This window comes from Nonomuraea sp. NPDC003560 (genome assembly GCF_042878785.1).
Taxonomy (GTDB): Bacteria; Actinomycetota; Actinomycetes; order Streptosporangiales; family Streptosporangiaceae; genus Nonomuraea.
In genome coordinates this window covers 202,774-222,698 of sequence record NZ_JBIAOF010000011.1, presented here as the reverse complement: position 1 = coordinate 222,698, position 19,925 = coordinate 202,774, and the positions used below count along the sequence as shown (strand labels likewise).

The following is a 19,925-nucleotide window of genomic DNA, read 5'->3' as shown; positions in this document are numbered from 1 at the left end:
AAGCGAGAATCGATATCTTCTTCTCATGCCGGAACAGCAGACACGCCTGCTCGCGGAGCGCTACGAGCTCATCGCCCCGCTCGGCCGGGGCACGATGGGGACCGTGTGGCGCGCCCGCGACCGCGCGCTCGGGCGCGAGGTGGCGGTCAAAGAGATCCGCCAGGACCAGGGGCTCACCGAGGACCAGCGGGCCGAGCTACGCGAGCGCATGGTCCGCGAGGGCCGCATCGCCTCGCGGATCAACCACCCGTCCGTCGCCGCCATCCACGACGTGCTCATCCAGGACGACAGCCCCTGGATCATCATGGAGCTCATCGAGGCGCGCTCCCTGGAGCAGGTGATCGAGGAGGAGGGCCCGCTGCCGCCGCGGCTCGTGGCCGAGATCGGCGTCGACCTGCTCGGCGCGCTGCGCGCCGCGCACTCCCAGGGCATCACGCACCGCGACGTCAAGCCGGGCAACGTGCTCATCACCGAGAGCGGCCGGGTGGTCCTGACGGACTTCGGCATCGCCAAGGCCGAGGGCGACTCGCGGCTCACCAAGACGGGCATGGTGATCGGCTCGCCCGGTTACACGGCCCCGGAACGCGCCAGGGGCGAGTACACCGGGCCCGAGTCCGACATCTGGTCGCTGGGGGCGACGCTGTACTTCGCGGTCGAGGGGCGGCCGGCGTACGAGCGGGCCACGATCGCCGAGACGCTGGCGGCGCTGCTCAGCGAGAGCGCCGACCCGCCCACGCAGGCCGGTCGGCTGCGGCCGGTGCTGAACGGGCTGCTCAACAAGGACTACCGGCAGCGGCTCAGCGCCGCCAAGGCGGAGACCCTCATGCGGATGGTCGCCGACACGCCCACGAGCGAGATGCCGGCGCTCACGGCGGAAACCCTGATGGCCCAGGAGGCCGCGTTGCCCGACCCCTTCACCGACTCCGGCCCACGGCGTCCCGCCGGCCCTCAGGGGCGCCCTTCAGGGGCTCAGGAGGCGTACGGGGCGGGCGCGCCGCCCGTCTCGGGCCCGCAGCCGACGCGTCCCGCCGGGGGGCGGCCTTCAGGGGCTCAGGGGGCGGGACCTGTGCCGTCCGGCGCGGCCGGAGGGCGTGCGGCGGCGCCGCAGGGCCCTTCAGGGCCGCAGGAGCCCGCCCGGAGCCCGCTGGGCGCGCCGACGATGCCCCAGAGCACCGCACCCGGCCGGCCGCCGCAGGCCGCGCGCCCGGCGCAGCCGCCGCAGACGGGTGACGCCGGCGACGAGGGGGGCTTCGACCCCGACCGGACCGTCAGCGTCATGCGTCCCAAGGGGCCGTTCCCGCCGGGGCCCGAGCAGGGCGGCGACCGTCCGCCGCAGCGCCCCGACGACGAGGGGACCGTCACGACCAGGCACATCGCCACGCCGCGGAGCGGCTCCCCCGGCCAGCAGGTCTACCCCCCGGCGCAGCAACCGCCGCACGCCGCGCGGCAGCAGGGCCCGGGACAGCAGGCTCCAGCACAGCAGGGTCCTGGACAGCAGGGTCCGGGGGGCCCGCAGCAGGGGGGCCCGGTGCCGGGCCGGCCCGGGCAGCCGGTGCCGCCCGCCGCCGGCCCGCACCAGGGCCAGGGCCTCGGGACCGACCTGTTCGCCATCGCCGGGCCGCCCGAGAAGCCGCAGGCGGGCAACCGCAACGGCATGCTCGTGCTGATGGCCGTGGCGGCGGCCGCCGCGGTCGTGATCGCCGTCCTCATCGTGGCGCTCATCTCCAGCTGAGCGAGCCCGTCTTCGGTACGACGGCCCGTCCCCGCCCGGGGCGGGCCGGCCCCGGACTGATCGCCCGGCCGTGGGACAGACTGGAGTCATGAGCGAGTTCAGAATCGAACATGACTCGATGGGCGAGGTCCGGGTGCCGGCGGGAGCGCGGTGGCGGGCCCAGACCCAGCGGGCGGTGGAGAACTTCCCGGTCTCGGGACGGCCGCTCGAACCGTCCCACATCGCCGCGCTCGGCCTGATCAAGGCGGTCGCCGCCGAGGTCAACGGCGAGCTGGGCGTGATCGACAAAGATCTGGCCGAGGCCGTCGCGCAGGCCGCCGCGGACGTCGCCGACAACGAGCACGACGCCCATTTCCCCATCGACGTCTTCCAGACCGGCTCGGGCACCTCGTCCAACATGAACGCCAACGAGGTGATCGCGACGCTGGCCGAGGAGCGGCTGGGACGGCCGGTGCACCCCAACGACCACGTGAACGCCTCGCAGTCGTCCAACGACGTCTTCCCGACCTCGATCCACGTGGCGGCCGCCATCGAGGTGACCTTCCACCTGCTGCCCTCGCTCGCCCACCTGGCCGAGACGCTGCACGCCAAGGAGGCCGAGTTCGCGCAGGTGGTCAAGTCGGGCCGGACCCACCTGATGGACGCCACGCCGGTGACCCTCGGGCAGGAGTTCGGCGGGTACGCCGCCCAGATCGACCACGGCGGCACCCGCGTGCGCACGGCGCTGAACCACGTACTGGAGCTGCCCCTGGGCGGGACGGCGGTCGGCACGGGCATCAACACGCCGCCCGGCTTCGCGCGGCGGGCGATCGCGAAGCTGGCCGAGGCGACCGGCATCCCCTTCCGCGAGGCCGCCGACCATTTCGAGGCCCAGAGCGCCCAGGACTCCATCGTGGAACTGTCCGGGCAGCTCAAGGTGGTGGCCGTGTCACTCAACAAGATCGCGAACGACCTGCGCTGGATGGGCTCGGGCCCGCGCGCCGGGCTCGGCGAGATCAACCTGCCGGACCTCCAGCCGGGCTCGTCCATCATGCCGGGCAAGGTCAACCCGGTGATTCCCGAGGCCACGGCCATGGTCGCGGCGCAGGTCATCGGCAACGACGCGGCGATCACCTTCGCCGGGGCCTCGGGCAGCTTCGAGCTGAACGTGCAGCTCCCGGTCATCGCCCGCAACATCCTGGAGTCGATCAGGCTGCTGGCGAACGTGTCCAGGCTGCTGGCCGACCGCTGCGTGGCCGGCATCACGGCCAACGTCGAGCGCCTGCGCGAGTACGCCGAGTCCTCCCCCTCGATCGTCACCCCGCTCAACAGGCACGTCGGCTACGAGGAGGCGGCCAAGATAGCCAAGCAGGCGCTGGCCGAGCGCAGGACCATCAGGGAGGTCGTCGTCGAGCGCGGCCACGTCGCCGACGGCACGCTGACCGAGGAGCAGCTCGACGCCGCCCTCGACGTGCTGTCCATGACCCGGCCGCCGACGGAGGGGTGATCCACATAGGTCGGTTCGGATCTATGTCGGCCGCACCCATGCGTCCCGGCGCGGCGAGCGCCTAGGGTTCGGAGTATGGCGAAGGAGCTGACTGGGCGGACCGCGCTGGTGACGGGGGCTGGGGGCGGCATCGGCGCCGCATGCGCCCGGCGACTGGCCGCCGCGGGGGCCAAGGTTCTGGTGGTCGACAGGCAGGGCGAGGCGGCCGGGAAGGTGGCCGCGGAGGTCGGCGGGGTCGCGGTGGTGGCCGATCTGAGCGATCCGGCCTTCGCGGCGTCGCTGCCCGACGAGCCGGTGGACATCGTGGTGAACAACGCCGGGTTCCAGCACGTGGCGCCGGTCGAGGACTTCCCACCGGAGGTGTTCTCGACCATGATGCGGGTGATGGTGGAGGCGCCGTTCCTGATCGCGCGGCGGGTGCTGCCCGGCATGTACGCCCGGGGGTGGGGACGGTTCGTGAACATGTCGTCGGTGCACGGGTTGCGGGCCTCGCCGTACAAGTCGGCGTACACGACGGCCAAGCACGCGCTGGAGGGGTTCTCCAAGGTCGTCGCACTGGAGGGGGCGGCCCACGGGGTGACGTCCAACTGCGTGTGCCCGGCGTACGTGCGCACGGCGCTGGTCGAGGCGCAGATCGACGACCAGGCCCGGGTGCACGGCATCGGCAGCGACGAGGTCGTCGGGAACATCATGCTCCAGCCGGCCGCGATCAAGCGGCTGATCGAGCCCGAGGAGGTCGCCGAACTGGTCGCCTACCTCTGCGGCCCGCACGGCTCCTTCATCACCGGCACCTCCCTCCCCGTAGACGGCGGCTGGACGGCCCATTAGTGAGCACGCGAGGGAGTGCCGGTGGCTGGAGGAGCGGCGGGAGCGAAGCGACCAGAGCGGGGGAAGCCACCGGCATCTGGCGACCGAGCCCGCCTCACGGAGTGAGGCCATGAGCACGCGTTTCCTTGAGTTGTTGGCGCGGGAGGCGTCGGCGGTCGAGTTCGAGGGGCCGATCGTGGAGGCCAGGGCGCAGGGCGCCGATCCGGCCACGATCGAGGAGCTGGAGCAGGCCAAGGTCGAGGCGCTGAAGGTCAGGGCGCTGCTCAGGCGGCGGGCCAGGCGCGAGGCCGAGCTGTCGGCGCTCTACGACACCGCCGGCGACCTGGCCGCGCTGCGCGACCTCGACGCCGTGCTCGAAGCCATCGTCCACCGGGCCAGGCAGTTGCTCGCGACCGACATCGCGTACATGACGTTGCACGACCCCGAGCAGGGCGACACGTACATGCGGGTCACCGACGGGTCGATCTCGGCCAAGTTCCGGGCGCTCAGGCTGGCCATGGGCGCCGGGCTGGGCGGGCTGGTCGCGCAGACGGCCACCCCGTACGCGACCGCCGACTACTTCGCCGACGCCAGGTTCCGGCACAAGGGTCACATCGACGAGGCCGTCAAGGAGGAGGGCCTGGTCGCGATCCTGGGGGTGCCGCTGCGGCTGGGCCAGCGGGTGATCGGCGTGCTGATGGCGGCCAACCGCAGCGCCAGGCCCTTCCACCAGGAGGAGGTCTCGCTGCTGGCGAGCCTGGCCGCGCACGCCGCCGTCGCCATCGACAACGCCCGGCTGCTCCAGGAGACCAGGAACGCCCTGGAGGAGCTCTCCCAGGCCCACCGCACCGCCAGGGCGCACGGCGAGGCCGTCGAGCGGGCCGCGCTGGCCCACGACCGGATGACCTCGCTGGTGCTGCGCGGCGGCGGCATCGAGGACGTCGCCGCCGTGGTGACCGAGGTGCTCGGCGGGTCGCTGGCCGTGCTCGACGACCTGGGCCGGCCGATCACCGGCGACGTGGGCGAGCTGGACGCCGGGGTGTTCGAGGCGGCGCAGGCGTCCAGGGCGCTGGGACGTACCGTGCGCAGGGGCGACCAGCTGATCGCGTCGGTGGACGTCGGCGGCGAGCCGTTGTGCACGCTCGTCCTGCGCAGCGACGACGCCGACGAGCGCATCCTGGAGCGGGCGGCGCTGGTGTGCGCGCTGCTGCTGCTGTTCAGGCGGAGCGTGGCCGAGGCCGAGGGCCGGGTCAGGGGCGAGCTGCTGGAGGACCTGATCTCGCGGCCGGACTCGCCGGGCCTGGCCGACCGGGCCCGGCGGCTCGGCGTGGACCTGCGCGCGCCGCACGTCGTGGTGGTGGCCAGGCACGGCGGCCAGCGGGAGCGGGCGGCGTTCTGGGCCTCCTCGCACGCCACGGTCCGGCACGGGCTGGCGGCGGGGCGCGGCGACGAGGTGGTGCTGCTGCTGCCGGGGGTGGACGCGGGCGGTCTGGCCCAGCGGGTGGCGGCCGAGCTGAGCGCGTCCCTGCACAGCCCGGCGACGGCGGGCGCCTCCCCCGCCCGCCTCCCCGAAGCCTCACCCGGCGGCCCGCCGGGCGGCTCGGCGGGGGGCTCAGGAGGCGGCGCGACCAGCGGATCGGCGAGCGGATCGGCGGGCGCGCGGGACGTCGCGGAGGCGTACCAGGAGGCGCGGCGGTGCGCCGAGGCGCTGCTCGCGCTCGGCCGGGCCGGCGACGGCGCGAGCCCCGCCGAGCTGGGCTTCGTCGGGCTGCTCGTGGGCGACGGCCGCGACGTGCGCGGCTTCGTCGGCCGCGTGGTCGGCGCGGTGATCGACTACGACGCCCGCCGCGGCACCGCGCTCACCGACACCCTGTCGGCCTACTTCGGCACGGGCGGCTCACCCTCCCGTACGGCCGAGGCCATGCACATCCACGTCAACACCGTCACCCAGCGCCTCGACCGGATCGGCAAGCTGCTGGGCGACGGCTGGCTGGAGCCCGAGCGCGCGCTGGAGATCCAGCTCGCCCTCCGCCTGCACCGGCTCGGCCACACATCCTCCCAGCAGACTGTGGGTCCCGGCCCCATATAAGTGACGCCGGTCACTCTTTACCGTGACCGGCATGGCCACTTCCATCAAGAGGATCGTCGCCGCGAGCCTGATCGGCACCACCATCGAGTGGTACGACTTCTTCCTGTACGGCTCGGCAGCCGCTCTCGTGTTCAACAAACTCTTCTTCCCCGAGTCCGATCCGCTGACCGGCACGCTGCTGTCGTTCCTCACCTACGCCGTCGGATTCGTCGCCCGCCCGCTCGGCGGCCTGGTCTTCGGCCACTTCGGCGACCGGGTGGGCCGCAAGACCCTGCTGGTGGTCAGCCTGCTGATGATGGGCGCCGCCACGTTCCTGATCGGCTGCCTGCCGACGTACGCCACGCTCGGCTCGTCGGCGGCGCTGCTGCTGACCGCGCTGCGGCTCGTGCAGGGCTTCGCGCTCGGCGGCGAGTGGGGCGGCGCGGTGCTGATCGTGTCCGAGCACGGCGACACGAAGCGCCGCGGGTTCTGGGCCTCCTGGCCGCAGGCGGGCGCGCCCGGCGGGAACCTGCTGGCCACGGGCGTGCTGGCGGTGCTGGCCGCCTGGCAGTCCGACGAGGCGTTCCTGTCGTGGGGCTGGCGGATCCCGTTCCTGCTGTCGGGGGTGCTGGTGATGGTCGGGCTGTGGATCCGGCTGACGATCAGCGAGTCGCCGGTGTTCCAGCAGGCCGAGCCGGAGCCGACCGCGCCGATCGTGGGCGTGCTGCGGCACCACTGGAAGGACGTGCTCACCGCCATCGGCGCCCGGCTGGCCGAGAACATCTCGTTCTACCTGCTGACGGTGTTCGTCATCACGTACGCGAAGAACGCCAAGATCGACAACTCGACGGTGCTGACCGCGGTGCTGGTCGCCTCGGCGATCCACTTCGTCACGATCCCGATGTGGGGCGCGCTGTCGGACCGGGTGGGCCGCCGTCCGATCTACCTGGCCGGAGCCGCCGGGATCGGCGTGTGGATCTTCGCCTTCTTCCCGCTGGTGGACACCGGCAACTTCCTGGCGATCACCCTCGCGGTCACCGTCGGCCTGCTCTTCCACGGCATGATGTACGGCCCGCAGGCGGCCTTCTTCTCCGAGCTGTTCGGCACCAGGACGCGCTACACCGGCGTGTCGATCGGCGCCCAGCTCTCGGCGATCGTGGCCGGCGCGCTGGCCCCGCTGATCGCGGTGGCGCTGCTCAAGAGCTACTCCAGCAGCGTGCCCATCTCGGTCTACCTTGGCCTGGCGGCGGTGCTCACGCTGGTCGCCGTCTACACCGCCCGCGAGACCCAGGGACGCGACCTGGCCGAGAGGATCCACGCGCGATGAAGGTCACCACCCCCCGCCTCACGCAGCACGTCCTGACCGTCGAGGGCCGGACGTCCGGCGAGCCCGTGCTGTTCGTGCACGGCAACGTCTCCTCCGGCGCCTTCTGGCGCGACAGCATGGCCGCGCTGCCCGCCCGCTACCGCCCGCTCGCCCCCGACCTGCGCGGCTTCGGCGACACCGACCCCGAGCCGGTCGACGCCACCAGGGGCCTGCGCGACTGGTCCGACGACCTGGCCGAGCTGGTCGAGGCCCTCGGGCTCGACGGCGTGCATTTGGTCGGCTGGAGCCTCGGCGGCGGCGTCGTCCTGCAGCTCCTGCGCGACCGTCCGGAGCTGGTCAGGAGCGTCACGCTGGTCAACCCGATCTCCCCGTACGGCTTCGGCGGCACCGAAGGCCCGGACGGCACGCTCACCCACCCCGACGGCGCGGGATCGGGCGCCGGAGCGGCGAACCCGGACTTCGTGGCCCGGCTCAAGGCGGGCGACATGTCGGATGAATCTCCCACGTCCCCCCGCAACGTGCTCCGCACCGGCTACGTCAAGCACCCGCGGATCCCCGACGAGGACTTCTACCTGCGGTCCATGCTCACCACCCGCGTGGGCGAGGCCAACTACCCGGGCGACGTCGTCGGCTCCCCGGCCTGGCCCGGCGTGGCCCCCGGCAAGCACGGCGTGCTCAACGCGTGCGCCCCCACCCACTTCCGCCTGGACGATCTGCACGAGATCGGCCCGAGGCCGCCCGTCCTGTGGATCAGGGGCGCCGACGACGTGATCGTCTCCGACACCTCGCTGTTCGACCTGGCCCACCTGGGCGCGATCGGCGTCGTGCCCGGCTCCCCCGGCACCCCGGCCCAGCCGATGGTGACCCAGACCAGGGCGGTGCTCGACCGCTACGGCCGCTACCGCGAGGTCGTGCTGGACGACTGCGGCCACAGCCCCCATCTGGAGCGGCCCGCCGAGTTCGGCCGCCTGCTGGCCGAGCACCTGGAGGAGGTCTGATGCTCGTCGCCCTCACCCTGGTCGCGAGCCTGCTCACCGCCCCCGCCGCGGGCGAGCTGACCGTGCCCGGCGCGGAGAAGCTGATCAGCGCCACCCTCGACGACCTGACCACGGCCGGCACCACGCTCACCGGCCACACCGACCCGGCCGACTGGGCCGGCCTGCACTCCAAGGCCACCGTCAACCCGACCGGCGTGCCCGGCATCCAGCTCGACGGCTACTTCCCCGACACCTCCACCGGCAACGCCACGCACGGCTGGAACCACGACTCCCAGTTCGTGATCAGGCTGCCCGACCGGTGGAACGGCGGCCTGGTCGTCAGCGGCACCCCGGGCAACCGGGAGCAGTACGCCAACGACTACACGATCTCCGACTGGGTGCTGTCCAAGGGCTACGCGTTCGCCGCCACCGACAAGGGCAACGTGGGCGTCACCTTCCACGAGGACGGCCGCCGCCCCGGCGACGCCATCGCCGAGTGGAACGACCGCGTCACCCAGCTCGCCGTGGCCGCCAGGTCCGTGGTCAGGCAGCGGTACGGCCGCCCGCCGGCCCGTACGTTCATGGCCGGCCTGTCCAACGGCGGCTACCTGGTCAGGTGGCAGCTGGAGAACCGCGGCTGGCTCTACGACGGCGGCGTGGACTGGGAGGGCACGCTCTTCCGGGTCAAGGGCGACAATCTGCTGAACTTCCTGCCGCCCGCGCTGAAGGCGTACCCGGACGAGGCGGGCGTGCGGGCGGCCGGCTTCGCGCCGGGCTCTGAGTTCCTGTGGCCCTTCCACCGGCAGTACTACTGGGAGCTCACCCAGCAGCTCTACCAGAAGGAGCTGGACCCGTCCTACGCGGGCGCGGCGGCCGACTACGACTACGACGCGCGCCGGCCGTACGCCGCGATGGCCAGGATCGGGCTGACCGGCAGGATCACCAAGCCGCTGATCACGATCCACGGGACGCTCGACTCGCTGCTGCCGATCTCCCGCGACTCCGACGTCTACGCCAGGATGGTCGGCCCGCACCGCCCGTTCCGCTACCACCGGATCGAGGGCGGCAACCACCTCGACAGCCTCGTCGACGTCTATCCCGACCGGCTCAGGCCCATGCTCCCGGCCTTCAGGGACGCCTTCCAGGAGCTGGAGGGGTGGGTCACTCCTTGAGGTAGCGATGCCTGCCCGCGCGCGCCCAGCGCACGATGTGCCGCGCCCCGGGCAGGCGCCTGCCGAGGCGGTGGAGCGCGGTGTCCCGGCCCATGGGCGAGCGCCGCTGGGGGTCCACCGCGACGGCCGGGCGCGTCTCGACCCGGCCGCGGCGCACCTGGAGGCCGAACCGCAGCCCGATCTCCTCGTCGGACGAGCGCAACGACGACAGCCAGGCGCCCGGCCCGAGCTGCTCCTCGCTCGGCATGTGCCGCCTGACCGGGATCTTGGCGACGAGCTGGCCGGCGAGCTTGCCCGGCACCCCGGCCTCGACCAGCGCGGGCGCGCACACCTCGCGTTCCCGGCGGCCGGTGCTGCGCAGCACCAGCTCCAGGGGCGGCCCGCCGCTCGGCGGCACGTACGGGACCGGCAGCACGACGTACACGTGGCCGTCGAGCTGGCGGACGGTCACCCCCGGCGACACCAGCGCGATCGACTCCGAGAACGAGCGCGGCTCGACCGCCAGGCCCAGCTCCCCCTTGTCCGACCAGCACGGCACCACCAGCCGCATCCTGGGCCGCTGGGCCAGCACGCCCAGGCAGTTGAGCGGCCCCTCGGCCCGGCCGACCCGGCTCCTGGCCTGGTTGGCGCCGCTGAACATGCGGACGTGCACCTCCCACTGCCCGGGGCTGAGCGGCTGGCCCATCGCGGCGCTGGTCACGTCCAGGCGGGCCTCGCCCCTGATCTGCACGCGGACCCGGCGGCGGCCGTCGGGGAGACGTTCGACGTGCTGGGTGACCGGCAGGAAGTGCACCACGCCGGTCGTGCTGTGCCGGACGTAGACGTCGATGCGGGCCCGCTCGACGTCGGCCGTGATGTCGGTGACGTCGTCGGACAGCAGCTTGGTGTCGGCCGAGCGCGGCGGGATCCAGTGCAGGCGCTCGCCGTCCACGCGGTAGCGGTCGGGCAGGCCGTCGCCGGACATGACCTCCACGGTCAGGCCGAGCACCAGGATGTGGGCGTCCCAGCGCATCTCGGTGAGCTCGGCGCGCAGGCCCGCGCGCCGGGTGGAGTTGGCGAACATGACGATCTGGTCCAGGCGTCCGCGCCGGACGAACGCGGCCACCGCCCGTAGCTGGACGGGCAGGTAGCGGTCGATCCGCTCGGGGAAACGCTCGCCGACGAGCTCCTGGACGACCCGGAAGTGCATGCCCCGGTCCACGGAGGAGTCGGCGAACCTGGCGGTCAGCAGCGGCCTGAGCACGGCCGAGCGGAACCAGTAGGCGTACATGCGGTCGCGCTGGCGGCCGGCGCCGACGTAGGTGTCGATGTCGGTGAGCAGCGTGCTCAGCCCGGCCACGATCACCCGGGGGTCCTCCTCGGGCGCCTCGGGCCGCGGCCCGAGCTGGCAGCAGACCTCCTCGGCCAGGACGGCGATCACCTTGGCCGCGAGGTAGGCCCGCATCACGAACGCCTGCTCGGCCAGCCGGCCGCCGGGCATCCCGAAGCCCAGCTCGTGCTCCTCCAGGAAGGCCCGGCGGTAGAGCTGCTGCGGGACGAGCAGCGTCATCAGCCGCTCGCGCAGGATGTCGGCGCGGGCGCTGCTGCGCTCGAACGCCACCATCGGCGGCCCGTAGTCGCGGGCCAGCCGCCCGATCAGCACGTCGGCGTCGGTCTCGACCGCGCGCTCGTGCATGCGGGCCAGCGCGTCGCGGGCCAGCCGGTCGGTCTGGTCGAGGAAGTAGACGTAATCGCCCTCCGCCGCGGCCACGCCCATGTTGCGGCCGCGAGAGGGCGATCCGGTGTGCGGCAGGTGCAGCACGCGGACGTTCTCGCGGAGACCGGCGATGGTGTCCAGTCGTTCCCCGATGCCGTCCGTGGACCCGTCGTCCACGAAGATCACTTCGTAGTCGGCGGCGGGCAACGTCTGCTCCAGCGCGGAGCGGATGCACGCGTCCGCGGTGTCACCCGGGTTGTGGACATTGACGATCACACTGACCTTCACACCCATGCGGCCAGCGTGCGCCGCTCATACACGATCGGGTGAGACGGCTTGCCGATTACAGAAGAAGAGTTTGACCTGTTAGTACCATCCTGTGGACTGCGAGTGCCCCCACGCGCCACAAGGCGTGCCGTAACGGCCCTTGATGTAGCCGAGGCCCCACGCGATCTGGGTGGCCGCATTGGTCTGCCAGTCGCCGCCCGCGCTGGCCATCTTGCTGCCGGGCAGTGCCTGCGGGATGCCGTACGCGCCGGAGTAGCGGTTCATCGCCCGCTCGTTCCAGCCGCTCTCCTTCTGCCAGAGCAGCTCCAGGCAGCCCCACTGGTCGGCGCCCCAGCCCTTGGCGGCGAGCATCGACCTGGCGACGGCCTTGTTGCTGCCCGGCGAGGGGTTGCTGCCCGGCGGGAAGTTGGCCGGCGGGAAGCCGCTGCCGCCCGGCGCCTTCTTCGGCACGACCCAGTCGAGCTTCTTGGCGGTGCCGCCGCGACCCTTCTTGAGCTGGTCGGCCCGGTACGCCTGCTCGGCGGCGTTCTTCAGCGCGTCGGTCTCGGGGTCGGGGGCGAACAGGTTGCCTCCGGCGAGCGCGCCGAGCTGCTCGGCCGTGAACGGGTCGACCGGCGGCTTGCTGGCGTTGTCGACGGCGCGGTAAGCGACGTAACCGCCACCGCCCACGACCACCACCAAGGACACGACGGCGACGGCGATGCGCTTGGGGGTGAAACGCGAAGGCCGGCGGCGCGCCGAGCGAAGGTCATCCTTCGGGGGGCGCTCACTCAACTGCGGACCGGGGCTCACGATCCATGAGCTTGCCCTGTCATGGGGGGTGGTCCGCAACCGGAACGCGGGATTCGGTTGACGTTCTCTTGGCCAACCAGCAGGTAACAACCTTTTTCACGAAAAATTGTGAATTTCGTCACAGGGGGTTTAGCGCCTCCCTTCGAGCGCCCGCACCGAAGGGAGGCCGCTTTCAGGGTTCCGCCCCATCTTCAGGATCTGATCCGCACCCGGTCACAGTTTGATGACACAACCCGGGTATAGGGGACATGGAATAATAATGTGCGCGTGGCCGGCATCCTCCTTGTAGAAGACGATCCCTCCGTCCGCACAGCCCTGGAGCTGGCGTTGACGCGACAGGGACATTCCGTCACGTCCTATGCGACGGGCGAGGAGGCTCTGGACCACATCCGCGCCCGCCGCCCCGAGATCGCGATCCTCGACGTCATGCTGCCCGGCATCGACGGCGTCGAGGTCTGCCGCCGCATCCGCAAGCTCGACCAGCTCCCCGTCATCCTGCTCACCGCCCGCGGCGACGACCTGGACGTGGTGGTCGGCCTGGAGGCGGGCGCCGACGACTACGTGGTCAAGCCGGTCGAGCCGCGGGTGCTCGACGCCCGCATCCGGGCCATCCTGCGCAGGGCCGAGTCCGCGACCTCCGACCGCATCACCTTCGGCGACCTCGTGATCGACCGGGGGGCGCTCAAGGTGACGCTGGCCAGCAAGGAGATCCACCTGACGCCGACCGAGCTGCGGCTGCTGCTGGAGCTGGTCCGGCATCCCGGCCAGGTGCTCAACCGCCGTTACCTGCTGCGGGTCGTCTGGGACCACACGCACGTCGCCGACTCGCGGCTGGTGGACGCCTGCGTCCAGCGCGTCCGCGCCAAGATCGAGCCGAGGCCGGCCGAGCCCGTCTTCATCCACACCGTGCGCGGGTTCGGCTACCGGTTCAGCCCTCCGTGATCCCGCTGCCCACCGGGCTGCGGGCGCGCCTGGTCATCACCTTCACCCTCGTCGCGGTCACCGCGTCGACGCTGGTCGCCACCATCGGCTTCGAGCTGGCCAAGACCGCGCTCGTGACCAGGGCCGAGACCACCTCCCTCGACCTGGTGACCCGCGAGCTCGGCCGGATCACCTTCCCCGTGGGCAAGCTCAGGCCGGGCGAGGCGGCGCCGTCCATGAAGGAGCTCGACCAGGTCGTCCGGACGCTGTCCAGCCCCGGCCGCAGCGTCCTGGTCGAGTACGGCAACCTGCTGTCCGCCGACGGCCCGATGACCATGAAGGACGTCCCCAACGAGCTGTACGGCCGGGCCAAGCAGAACGTCGTCACCCAGCGCAAGGTGATCGGCAACGAGCTGTGGCTCATCGTCGGCGCCGAGGTCCACCGGTTCGAGCCCGGCGTCGCCCCCGAGGCCACCGGGCTGCGGGCGTTCGTGTTCTTCCCGCTGCACGACGAGGAGAGCCAGCTCACGACGCTCCGCAACACGCTCACCCAGGGCGGCGCGGTGATCGTGCTGATCGCGCTGGTGGTGGCGCTGCTGTCGGCCCGGCAGGTGCTGCTGCCCGTACGGCGGCTCAGCGCGGCGGCGCAGGCGCTCGGCCAGGGCCGGCTGGACACCCGCCTGCCGGTGCACGGCCAGGACGAGCTGGCCGAGCTGACCGCCAGGTTCAACGACGCGGCGGCGGCGCTGGAGCTGAGCGTGTCGGAGCTGCGCTCGCTGGAGGCCATGTCCCGCAGGTTCGTGGCCGACGTCTCGCACGAGCTGCGCACGCCGCTCACCGCCATGACGGCCGTGGCCGACATGCTCTCGGAGGAGGCCGGCCGGCTGCCCGACGCGCCCGCGGAGGCCGTACGGCTGGTGCTGCGCGAGATCGGGCGCCTGCGCGAGCTGGTCGAGCACCTGATCGAGGTCAGCAGGTTCGACGCCGGCACCGCGACGCTCAACGTCGAGCCCGTGAACGTCGCCGACGCCATCCTGGACTGCCTGGAGGTGCGCGGCTGGAGCGACGAGGTGGACGTGACCGCCTCCCAGGGCCTGACCGTCAATCTCGACCCGAGGAGGTTCGACGTCATCGTGGCCAACCTGGTCGGCAACGCGCTCAAGCACGGCCTGCCCCCGGTGGAGGTCACCGCGCGCGGCACCGAGAACGGCCTGGAGGTGAAGGTGCGCGACCACGGCAAGGGCATCCCCGCCGAGGCGCTGCCGCACGTCTTCGACCGGTTCTTCAAGGCGGGCGCGGGCCGGGCCCGCAGCCAGGGCAGCGGCCTCGGCCTGGCCATCGCCCGCGCCAACGTGCACCTGCACGGCGGCACGATCTCCGTACGCGCCCAGCAGCCGGGCACCCTGTTCACGGTCTGGCTGCCGCACCGATGAAGGCACCGATGAAGGCACCGATGATCGGGCGCCGGGTCCTCGTCGCCGCCGCGGCCCTGCTGGCCGTGGCGGCCTGCGGCATCTCGCCGACCGACGTCCAGACCAAGGGCGCCGCGCCCACCATCAAGCTCCCGCCGCCCTCGAAGACCATCTACCTGATCAAGAACAAGCAGCTCACGCTCGAACCCGCCGACGTCGAGAGCGGCACCGTGGGCAGCCTGCTCGGCGCCCTCTTCGCCGCCTCCGACCAGCCGCTCGGCGACCGCACCACCGAGCTGCACGGCCTGGAGTACGTCGGCATGAAGGACTCGCTCGACCCCGTGCAGCGCGACGAGATGCAGCTCCCGCGCACCTCCACGCTGACCGTGTACTTCAAGGGCGACCGGCCGCTGAGCAGGCTCGGCAAGGCCCAGATCGTCTGCACCGCGCAGCAGGACTTCGCGTTCGAGCAGGTGAAGATCGTCCGGGAGAACGACGGCCGCCCCGCCAAGGCGGAGGGGCGGCCGTACACCTGCCGCGAGCTCAGGTGAGCCCGCCGCGGCTCACATCGTGATGTCCTCCAGCATCTCCGTCACCAGGGCGGCGATCGGCGAACGCTCGGACCTGGTGAGCGTGACGTGCGCGAAGAGCGGGTGGCCCTTCAGCTTCTCCACCACCGCCACCACGCCGTCGTGCCGGCCGACCCGCAGGTTGTCGCGCTGGGCGACGTCGTGCGTGAGCACCACCCGGGAGTTGGCGCCGATCCGGCTCAGCACCGTGAGCAGCACCCCGCGCTCCAGCGACTGGGCCTCGTCCACGATCACGAACGCGTCGTGCAGCGACCGGCCGCGGATGTGCGTCAGCGGGAGCACCTCCAGCATGCCCCGGTCGAGCACCTCCTCGATCACCTCGGGCGAGGTGATCGCGCCGAGCGTGTCGTAGACCGCCTGCGCCCACGGGCCCATCTTCTCGCCCTCGGTGCCCGGCAGGTAGCCGAGCTCCTGGCCGCCGACGGCGTACAGGGGGCGGAAGACGACCACCTTGCGGTGCTGGCGGCGCTCCAGGACCGCCTCCAGGCCCGCGCAGAGCGCCAGCGCCGACTTGCCGGTGCCGGCCCGGCCGCCCAGCGAGACGATGCCGATCTCCGGATCCATCAGCAGGTCCAGCGCGATGCGCTGCTCGGCCGAGCGGCCGTGCAGGCCGAAGACCTCGCGGTCGCCGCGGACCAGGCGGACGGACTTGTCCGGCGCCACCCTGCCGAGCGCCGATCCCTTGGCCGACAGCAGCCGCAGGCCGGTGTGCGCGGGCAGTTGCCTGCCCTCCTCCAGGTCGGCCACGCCCTTGTCGAAGAGGGTCTCGACGTCCTCGGCCGTCACCTGCAGCTCGGCCATCCCGGTCCAGCCGGACTCGACCACCAGCTCGGCGCGGTACTCCTCGGCCGCCAGGCCGATCGAGGCCGCCTTGACCCGCATGGGCAGGTCTTTGGAGACCAGCACGACGTCGCAGCCCTCGGCCGCGAGCGAGCGCGCGACGGTCAGGATGCGCGTGTCGTTGTCGCCCAGGCGGAACCCGACGGGCAGGATGGACGGATCGCTGTGGTTGAGCTCAACCCTGATCGTTCCATCCCCTGTCGGCATCGGCTCGTCGAGCCTGCCGTGCTGAACCCGCAGGTCGTCGAGGTAGCGCAGGGCCTTCCTCGCGAAGTAGCCGAGCTCGGGATGGTGCCGCTTACCTTCCAGCTCCGTGATGACCACGATGGGAAGGACGACGTCGTGCTCGGCGAAGCGCGTCAATGCCGCCGGGTCGGCCAGCAGGACCGAGGTGTCGAGCACGTACGTGCGCTTGGCCGGCTGGTGAGTAGGGTTGCTCGAGGACACTGCCACACGTTCTCCCCCGGGCGCCCATAGGTGCGGGCACCCTGCAGACGAGGTGGGAACCGGACCGGACCCGCGTCCCCGACCGCAACCTGCCGGCGGAGCCGGACTCCGGCCCCCCTCAGCAGATGTCGGTGCAAAGGCGGGCCCTCTCCGGGATGCCCGGCCTGTGGCCGGACACTTTCAACGTTACGTCCTGGATACCCGAATGTCGCATCAAGAACCGTAACGCCGGTGTCTCGCAGCGTAATCGCGCAGCGCCCGCAGGAAATCGACCCTGCGGAAGTCCGGCCAGTAAGCCTCGTGGAAGTAGAACTCGGAGTGAGCGCTCTGCCACAACATGAATCCGGACAGACGCTGCTCGCCCGACGTACGGATGAGGAGGTCCGGGTCGGGTTGGCCGCGAGTGTAGAGATGCTCCGCGATGTGTTCGACATCGAGGACCTCCACGAGGTCCTCGATGCTGGCGCCCTTACTCGCATGCTCCTGGAGGAGTGAGCGCACCGCATCGGCAATCTCACGTCTTCCTCCATACCCAACTGCAACGTTCACAATCAGGCCCGGACGGTGTGATGACGCTTCTTTTGCATTTTTCAGGACATTGGCCGTGCGGTCGGGGAGGAGGTCGAGCGCGCCCACCGGGCTGATCCGCCACCCCTCGTCCACGAGCTCCTGGACCACGTCCTCGATGATGCGCAGCAGCGGCTCCAGCTCCTCGCGCGGCCGGTTGAGGTTGTCGTTGGACAACATCCAGACGGTGACGACCTCGACGCCCGTCTCCCGGCACCAGCCGAGCAGCTCCGAGATCTTGTCCGCGCCCTTGCGGTGGCCGGTGGCCACGTCGCGCATGCCCATGGCGCGCGCCCAGCGGCGGTTGCCGTCGATGATGACCCCGACATGCCGGGGAACGCTGTCCTTGGACAGCTTGGTCTCCAGCCTGTGTTCGTACAGCCGGTAGACCAGGTCGCGCAGGCCCACGGAGTGCCTCCCCAGCGGTGCTGTGCCTTTGGTCGAATGACCCAACAGGCAATTATCACCGCGTTTCGCCCGTGCCTGCTCCCCCAATGGGATTCCTGGCGAGATCTCTTCCACCGAGACACCCCTCGGCTTCATGGACCAGTTCGCGGACGAACTCGGACAACTCCGCCGACGTCAGGACGGCCCTCATGCCCACGCCGGAGGCCCCCCACGCCTCGACGTAGGCCCTGCGGGTCAGCCGCCACTGACCCGGCGCGGGCTGCCAGATGGGGATGGTGCGCAGCTGGCAGCGCAACTCGCCGCCGCCCACCAGCCCCGAGCGGGTGCGGTAGCGGAAGGAGAACAGCTCGCTCTCCGGCTCCTCGTCGGGGAAGCGGTCGTCGGGGTCGTTCCACCGCCGGGCCGCCCCCCTTCCCTGCCGCGCCTCGTCGACCCCGCGCGCCAGGCGCGCGAGCAGCCAGCCGCACCGCTCCCCCACGCTGCCGTACGGCGTGCCGTCGCGATGGAGCTCAAGGGTGATCTCGTACGGCGTGCCGACGGTGTCCGTGCACGCCACCGGCGTGACGGTCAGGTACGATCCATCGACACAGCGTAGTCCCCCCACGTCCTTCCCCGTTTCCGGCCCCAAGTCAGCTAAACCCGTAGAAACCCCTGGCTGTCTCCCCGAGCACCAGGTCCCGGTCGGTTCCGCCGAGCAGCGCGCCGGTGACCTCCCAGACCGTCCGGTAGTCGGCCGCCTGCAGGGCCACCGGCCAGTCGCTGCCGGCCATCAGCCGGTCCGGGCCGAACAGCTCGACGGCGTGCTCCACGTACGGCCGCAGGTCCTCCACCGTCCAGTTCCGGTGGTCGGCCTCGGTGACCAGGCCGGAGACCTTGGCGTACACGTTGGGGAAGCGCGAGGCGCGGGCCAGGCCGCCGGCCCACGGCTCCCACTCGTGGTCCCTGATGCGCGGCTTGGACAGATGGTCGATGACGATCTTCAGGGACGGGTGCCGCCCGGCCAGCGTGACCACGTGGTCGAGGTGCCTGGGCAGCAGCGAGACCACGTCGAACGTCAGCCCGGCCGCCGCGAGCAGGCCCAGCGACTCCAGCACCTCGTCGCGGACCAGCCAGTCGGGGTCGGGCTCGTCGTGGATCAGGTGCCGGACGCCGCGGAACTTCGGACGGGCGGCGTACCGGGCGATCGCCTCGGCGGCCTCGTCCGGGCGCAGCAGCGGGATCCATCCGACCACCGCGCCGACGAAGTCGTGGGCGTCGGCCAGGGCCAGCAGGGCGTCGGTCTCGGCGTAGGAGTCGGCGGCCTGGACCAGCACCGTCCGGTCCACACCGGCCCGCGCCAGCTCAGGGGCCAGGTCGTGCGGCGCGTACGTCCGATAGAGCACGCCTGCCTCGGGGGTGAGCCAGGGGTAGTCGCCGGTTTCGAGGTCCCAGAAATGCTGGTGCGCATCGACAATCACCCACCAAACCTAGGATGTCTCGATATTTCAGAGCAAGGGGTGCCAGCCGTGCAGGCGCCAGCCCGGCGGCTGGTGCCACTCGGTCCAGCCGAAGCCGGTGTCGCCGTCGTCGGACTCCAGCTCGCACAGCGCCCTCGGGAACTCGGCCACCGCCCCGTCGGGCGAGACCAGCCTCACGGGGGCGAACGCGACCGGCCGCACGGTCACCGCGCGGCCCGGGAAGCTCAGCCGCGTCCGCGCCGGGCGGTCGCCGTCGAACCGGGTGCCGGCCGCGAAGCCGTCCGCGTGCTCGATCCCGCCGCCGGGCGGCACCGTGAACGCCGGCCACGGCAGCGGCATACCCAGGTTGACCTGCGTGCCGTGCAGGTGGGTGCCGTCGGAGAGGCGGCCGCTGCTCCACGTCCAGGACAGCGACCACCAGTCCCTGACGCCCCAGCTGTGGTCGCGCTCGCCGTGGCCGTGGAAGGGGCGGCCGTCGACCGTCCCGGTCACCTCGCAGGGGACCTCGTAGCGGGGGGTGAGCTGGTAGCCGTACACGCCGCCGCGGGTGTGCCATTCGAGGTCGAGCGACAGGCCGGGGGCGGCCAGGCGCAGCCGCGCGGTGCGCAGGGGCTCGGTCGCGGCCAGGTCGGCCTCGTAGGCGTCGGCGGAGATCGTCAGGCCGGTCGGCGGGGCCTCGTGGTCGGTGATCTCCACCAGGCTCCCGCCGCGCCGGACGAGCCGGGCCCAGAACCAGGTGCGCCTCCAGTTGGGGTAGAGCCCGATGCGGACGTATCCGCCCAGCTCGCCGTCGTCGGCGACGAAGTCGAGGTAGTAGGACTCGTTCCACAGCGGGTCGTCGCCCGGCTGGTGGAGTTGCTCGTCCTGCTCGCCGAGGGGCCAGTCGCCCATGTTGACGATGCGCATGCCGTACTGCCTCCCAAGCGCTTGCTACGAGC

At 71.9% G+C, this 19,925-nt stretch carries 17 protein-coding genes; 10 read left to right on the top strand and 7 right to left on the bottom strand.

What is annotated here, in order from left to right; translation table 11 throughout:
* Positions 1-25 precede the first annotated feature (25 nt).
* From ACFYUV_RS36585 to ACFYUV_RS36555, 7 genes are all read left to right on the top strand, one after another.
* Positions 26-1,732: a protein kinase gene (locus tag ACFYUV_RS36585; RefSeq protein WP_387677088.1), complete on the top strand. Its 1,707-nt coding sequence runs from the start codon at positions 26-28 to the stop codon at positions 1,730-1,732.
* Between the two features lie 88 nt (positions 1,733-1,820).
* Complete coding sequence (locus ACFYUV_RS36580; RefSeq protein WP_387677085.1) at positions 1,821-3,218, top strand: class II fumarate hydratase; 1,398 nt, start codon at positions 1,821-1,823, stop codon at positions 3,216-3,218.
* Positions 3,219-3,293: 75 nt separating this feature from the next.
* Positions 3,294-4,046, top strand: a complete 753-nt coding sequence (locus ACFYUV_RS36575; RefSeq protein WP_387677082.1) for a 3-hydroxybutyrate dehydrogenase — start codon at positions 3,294-3,296, stop codon at positions 4,044-4,046.
* 109 nt (positions 4,047-4,155) lie between these two features.
* Positions 4,156-6,114, top strand: a complete 1,959-nt coding sequence (locus ACFYUV_RS36570) for a helix-turn-helix domain-containing protein (RefSeq protein WP_387677079.1) — start codon at positions 4,156-4,158, stop codon at positions 6,112-6,114.
* Positions 6,115-6,145: 31 nt separating this feature from the next.
* The gene (locus ACFYUV_RS36565) at positions 6,146-7,420 is read left to right on the top strand and encodes an MFS transporter (RefSeq protein ID WP_352352960.1); all 1,275 of its coding nucleotides are present in this window, start codon (positions 6,146-6,148) and stop codon (positions 7,418-7,420) included.
* A complete protein-coding gene (locus ACFYUV_RS36560; protein WP_387677075.1) occupies positions 7,417-8,418 on the top strand; it encodes an alpha/beta fold hydrolase in 1,002 nt (333 codons plus the stop codon). Before ACFYUV_RS36565 ends, ACFYUV_RS36560 begins: the two co-directional genes overlap by 4 nt.
* Positions 8,418-9,569: an alpha/beta hydrolase family protein gene (locus ACFYUV_RS36555; RefSeq protein ID WP_387677072.1), complete on the top strand. Its 1,152-nt coding sequence runs from the start codon at positions 8,418-8,420 to the stop codon at positions 9,567-9,569. The genes ACFYUV_RS36560 and ACFYUV_RS36555 overlap by 1 nt, the downstream gene beginning before the upstream one ends.
* On the opposite strand, the gene ACFYUV_RS36550 is transcribed toward ACFYUV_RS36555, so the two are convergent.
* Positions 9,559-11,541 (bottom strand): glycosyltransferase family 2 protein, encoded by a 1,983-nt coding sequence (locus ACFYUV_RS36550; protein WP_387677071.1) that lies wholly within the window; start codon positions 11,539-11,541, stop codon positions 9,559-9,561. The genes ACFYUV_RS36555 and ACFYUV_RS36550 overlap by 11 nt on opposite strands.
* Positions 11,542-11,631: 90 nt before the next feature.
* Complete coding sequence (locus tag ACFYUV_RS36545) at positions 11,632-12,234, bottom strand: lytic transglycosylase domain-containing protein (RefSeq protein ID WP_387677477.1); 603 nt, start codon at positions 12,232-12,234, stop codon at positions 11,632-11,634.
* Positions 12,235-12,612: 378 nt separating this feature from the next.
* Between ACFYUV_RS36545 and ACFYUV_RS36540 the strand changes: the two genes are divergently transcribed.
* From ACFYUV_RS36540 to ACFYUV_RS36530, 3 genes are read left to right on the top strand one after another with little or no spacing between them, the layout of a single operon-like run.
* Positions 12,613-13,287, top strand: coding sequence for a response regulator transcription factor (locus tag ACFYUV_RS36540; protein ID WP_125636689.1), 675 nt, complete (start codon positions 12,613-12,615; stop codon positions 13,285-13,287).
* The gene (locus ACFYUV_RS36535; protein ID WP_358294469.1) at positions 13,284-14,699 is read left to right on the top strand and encodes a HAMP domain-containing sensor histidine kinase; all 1,416 of its coding nucleotides are present in this window, start codon (positions 13,284-13,286) and stop codon (positions 14,697-14,699) included. The genes ACFYUV_RS36540 and ACFYUV_RS36535 overlap by 4 nt, the downstream gene beginning before the upstream one ends.
* A gap of 8 nt (positions 14,700-14,707) precedes the next feature.
* The gene (locus ACFYUV_RS36530) at positions 14,708-15,229 is read left to right on the top strand and encodes a hypothetical protein (RefSeq protein WP_387677069.1); all 522 of its coding nucleotides are present in this window, start codon (positions 14,708-14,710) and stop codon (positions 15,227-15,229) included.
* A gap of 12 nt (positions 15,230-15,241) precedes the next feature.
* On the opposite strand, the gene ACFYUV_RS36525 is transcribed toward ACFYUV_RS36530, so the two are convergent.
* The 5 genes from ACFYUV_RS36525 to ACFYUV_RS36505 all read right to left on the bottom strand — a co-directional run bounded on the left by ACFYUV_RS36525 (position 15,242) and on the right by ACFYUV_RS36505 (position 19,893).
* Entirely contained in the window at positions 15,242-16,561 is a 1,320-nt protein-coding gene (locus ACFYUV_RS36525; protein ID WP_352352966.1) for a PhoH family protein, read from the bottom strand.
* Between the two features lie 207 nt (positions 16,562-16,768).
* Positions 16,769-17,530, bottom strand: coding sequence for an isoprenyl transferase (locus tag ACFYUV_RS36520; protein WP_357974621.1), 762 nt, complete (start codon positions 17,528-17,530; stop codon positions 16,769-16,771).
* A 55-nt stretch (positions 17,531-17,585) separates the two neighbouring features.
* Positions 17,586-18,086 (bottom strand): hypothetical protein, encoded by a 501-nt coding sequence (locus tag ACFYUV_RS36515; RefSeq protein ID WP_358294473.1) that lies wholly within the window; start codon positions 18,084-18,086, stop codon positions 17,586-17,588.
* A 73-nt stretch (positions 18,087-18,159) separates the two neighbouring features.
* A complete protein-coding gene (locus ACFYUV_RS36510) occupies positions 18,160-18,987 on the bottom strand; it encodes an amidohydrolase family protein (protein ID WP_387677065.1) in 828 nt (275 codons plus the stop codon).
* Positions 18,988-19,014: 27 nt separating this feature from the next.
* Positions 19,015-19,893: a hypothetical protein gene (locus tag ACFYUV_RS36505; RefSeq protein WP_387677062.1), complete on the bottom strand. Its 879-nt coding sequence runs from the start codon at positions 19,891-19,893 to the stop codon at positions 19,015-19,017.
* Positions 19,894-19,925: the final 32 nt, after the last annotated feature.

Excerpts from the sequence above, each read along its gene's own strand:
- ACFYUV_RS36560 (WP_387677075.1), top strand. The coding sequence starts at position 7,417 with ATGAAGGTCACCACCCCCCGCCTCACGCAGCACGTCCTGACCGTCGAG.
- ACFYUV_RS36580 (WP_387677085.1), top strand. The coding sequence starts at position 1,821 with ATGAGCGAGTTCAGAATCGAACATGACTCGATGGGCGAGGTCCGGGTG.
- ACFYUV_RS36505 (WP_387677062.1), bottom strand. The coding sequence starts at position 19,893 with ATGCGCATCGTCAACATGGGCGACTGGCCCCTCGGCGAGCAGGACGAG.
- ACFYUV_RS36575 (WP_387677082.1), top strand. The coding sequence starts at position 3,294 with ATGGCGAAGGAGCTGACTGGGCGGACCGCGCTGGTGACGGGGGCTGGG.
- ACFYUV_RS36530 (WP_387677069.1), top strand. The coding sequence starts at position 14,708 with ATGAAGGCACCGATGATCGGGCGCCGGGTCCTCGTCGCCGCCGCGGCC.
- ACFYUV_RS36555 (WP_387677072.1), top strand. The coding sequence starts at position 8,418 with ATGCTCGTCGCCCTCACCCTGGTCGCGAGCCTGCTCACCGCCCCCGCC.
- ACFYUV_RS36585 (WP_387677088.1), top strand. The coding sequence starts at position 26 with ATGCCGGAACAGCAGACACGCCTGCTCGCGGAGCGCTACGAGCTCATC.
- ACFYUV_RS36570 (WP_387677079.1), top strand. The coding sequence starts at position 4,156 with ATGAGCACGCGTTTCCTTGAGTTGTTGGCGCGGGAGGCGTCGGCGGTC.
- ACFYUV_RS36565 (WP_352352960.1), top strand. The coding sequence starts at position 6,146 with ATGGCCACTTCCATCAAGAGGATCGTCGCCGCGAGCCTGATCGGCACC.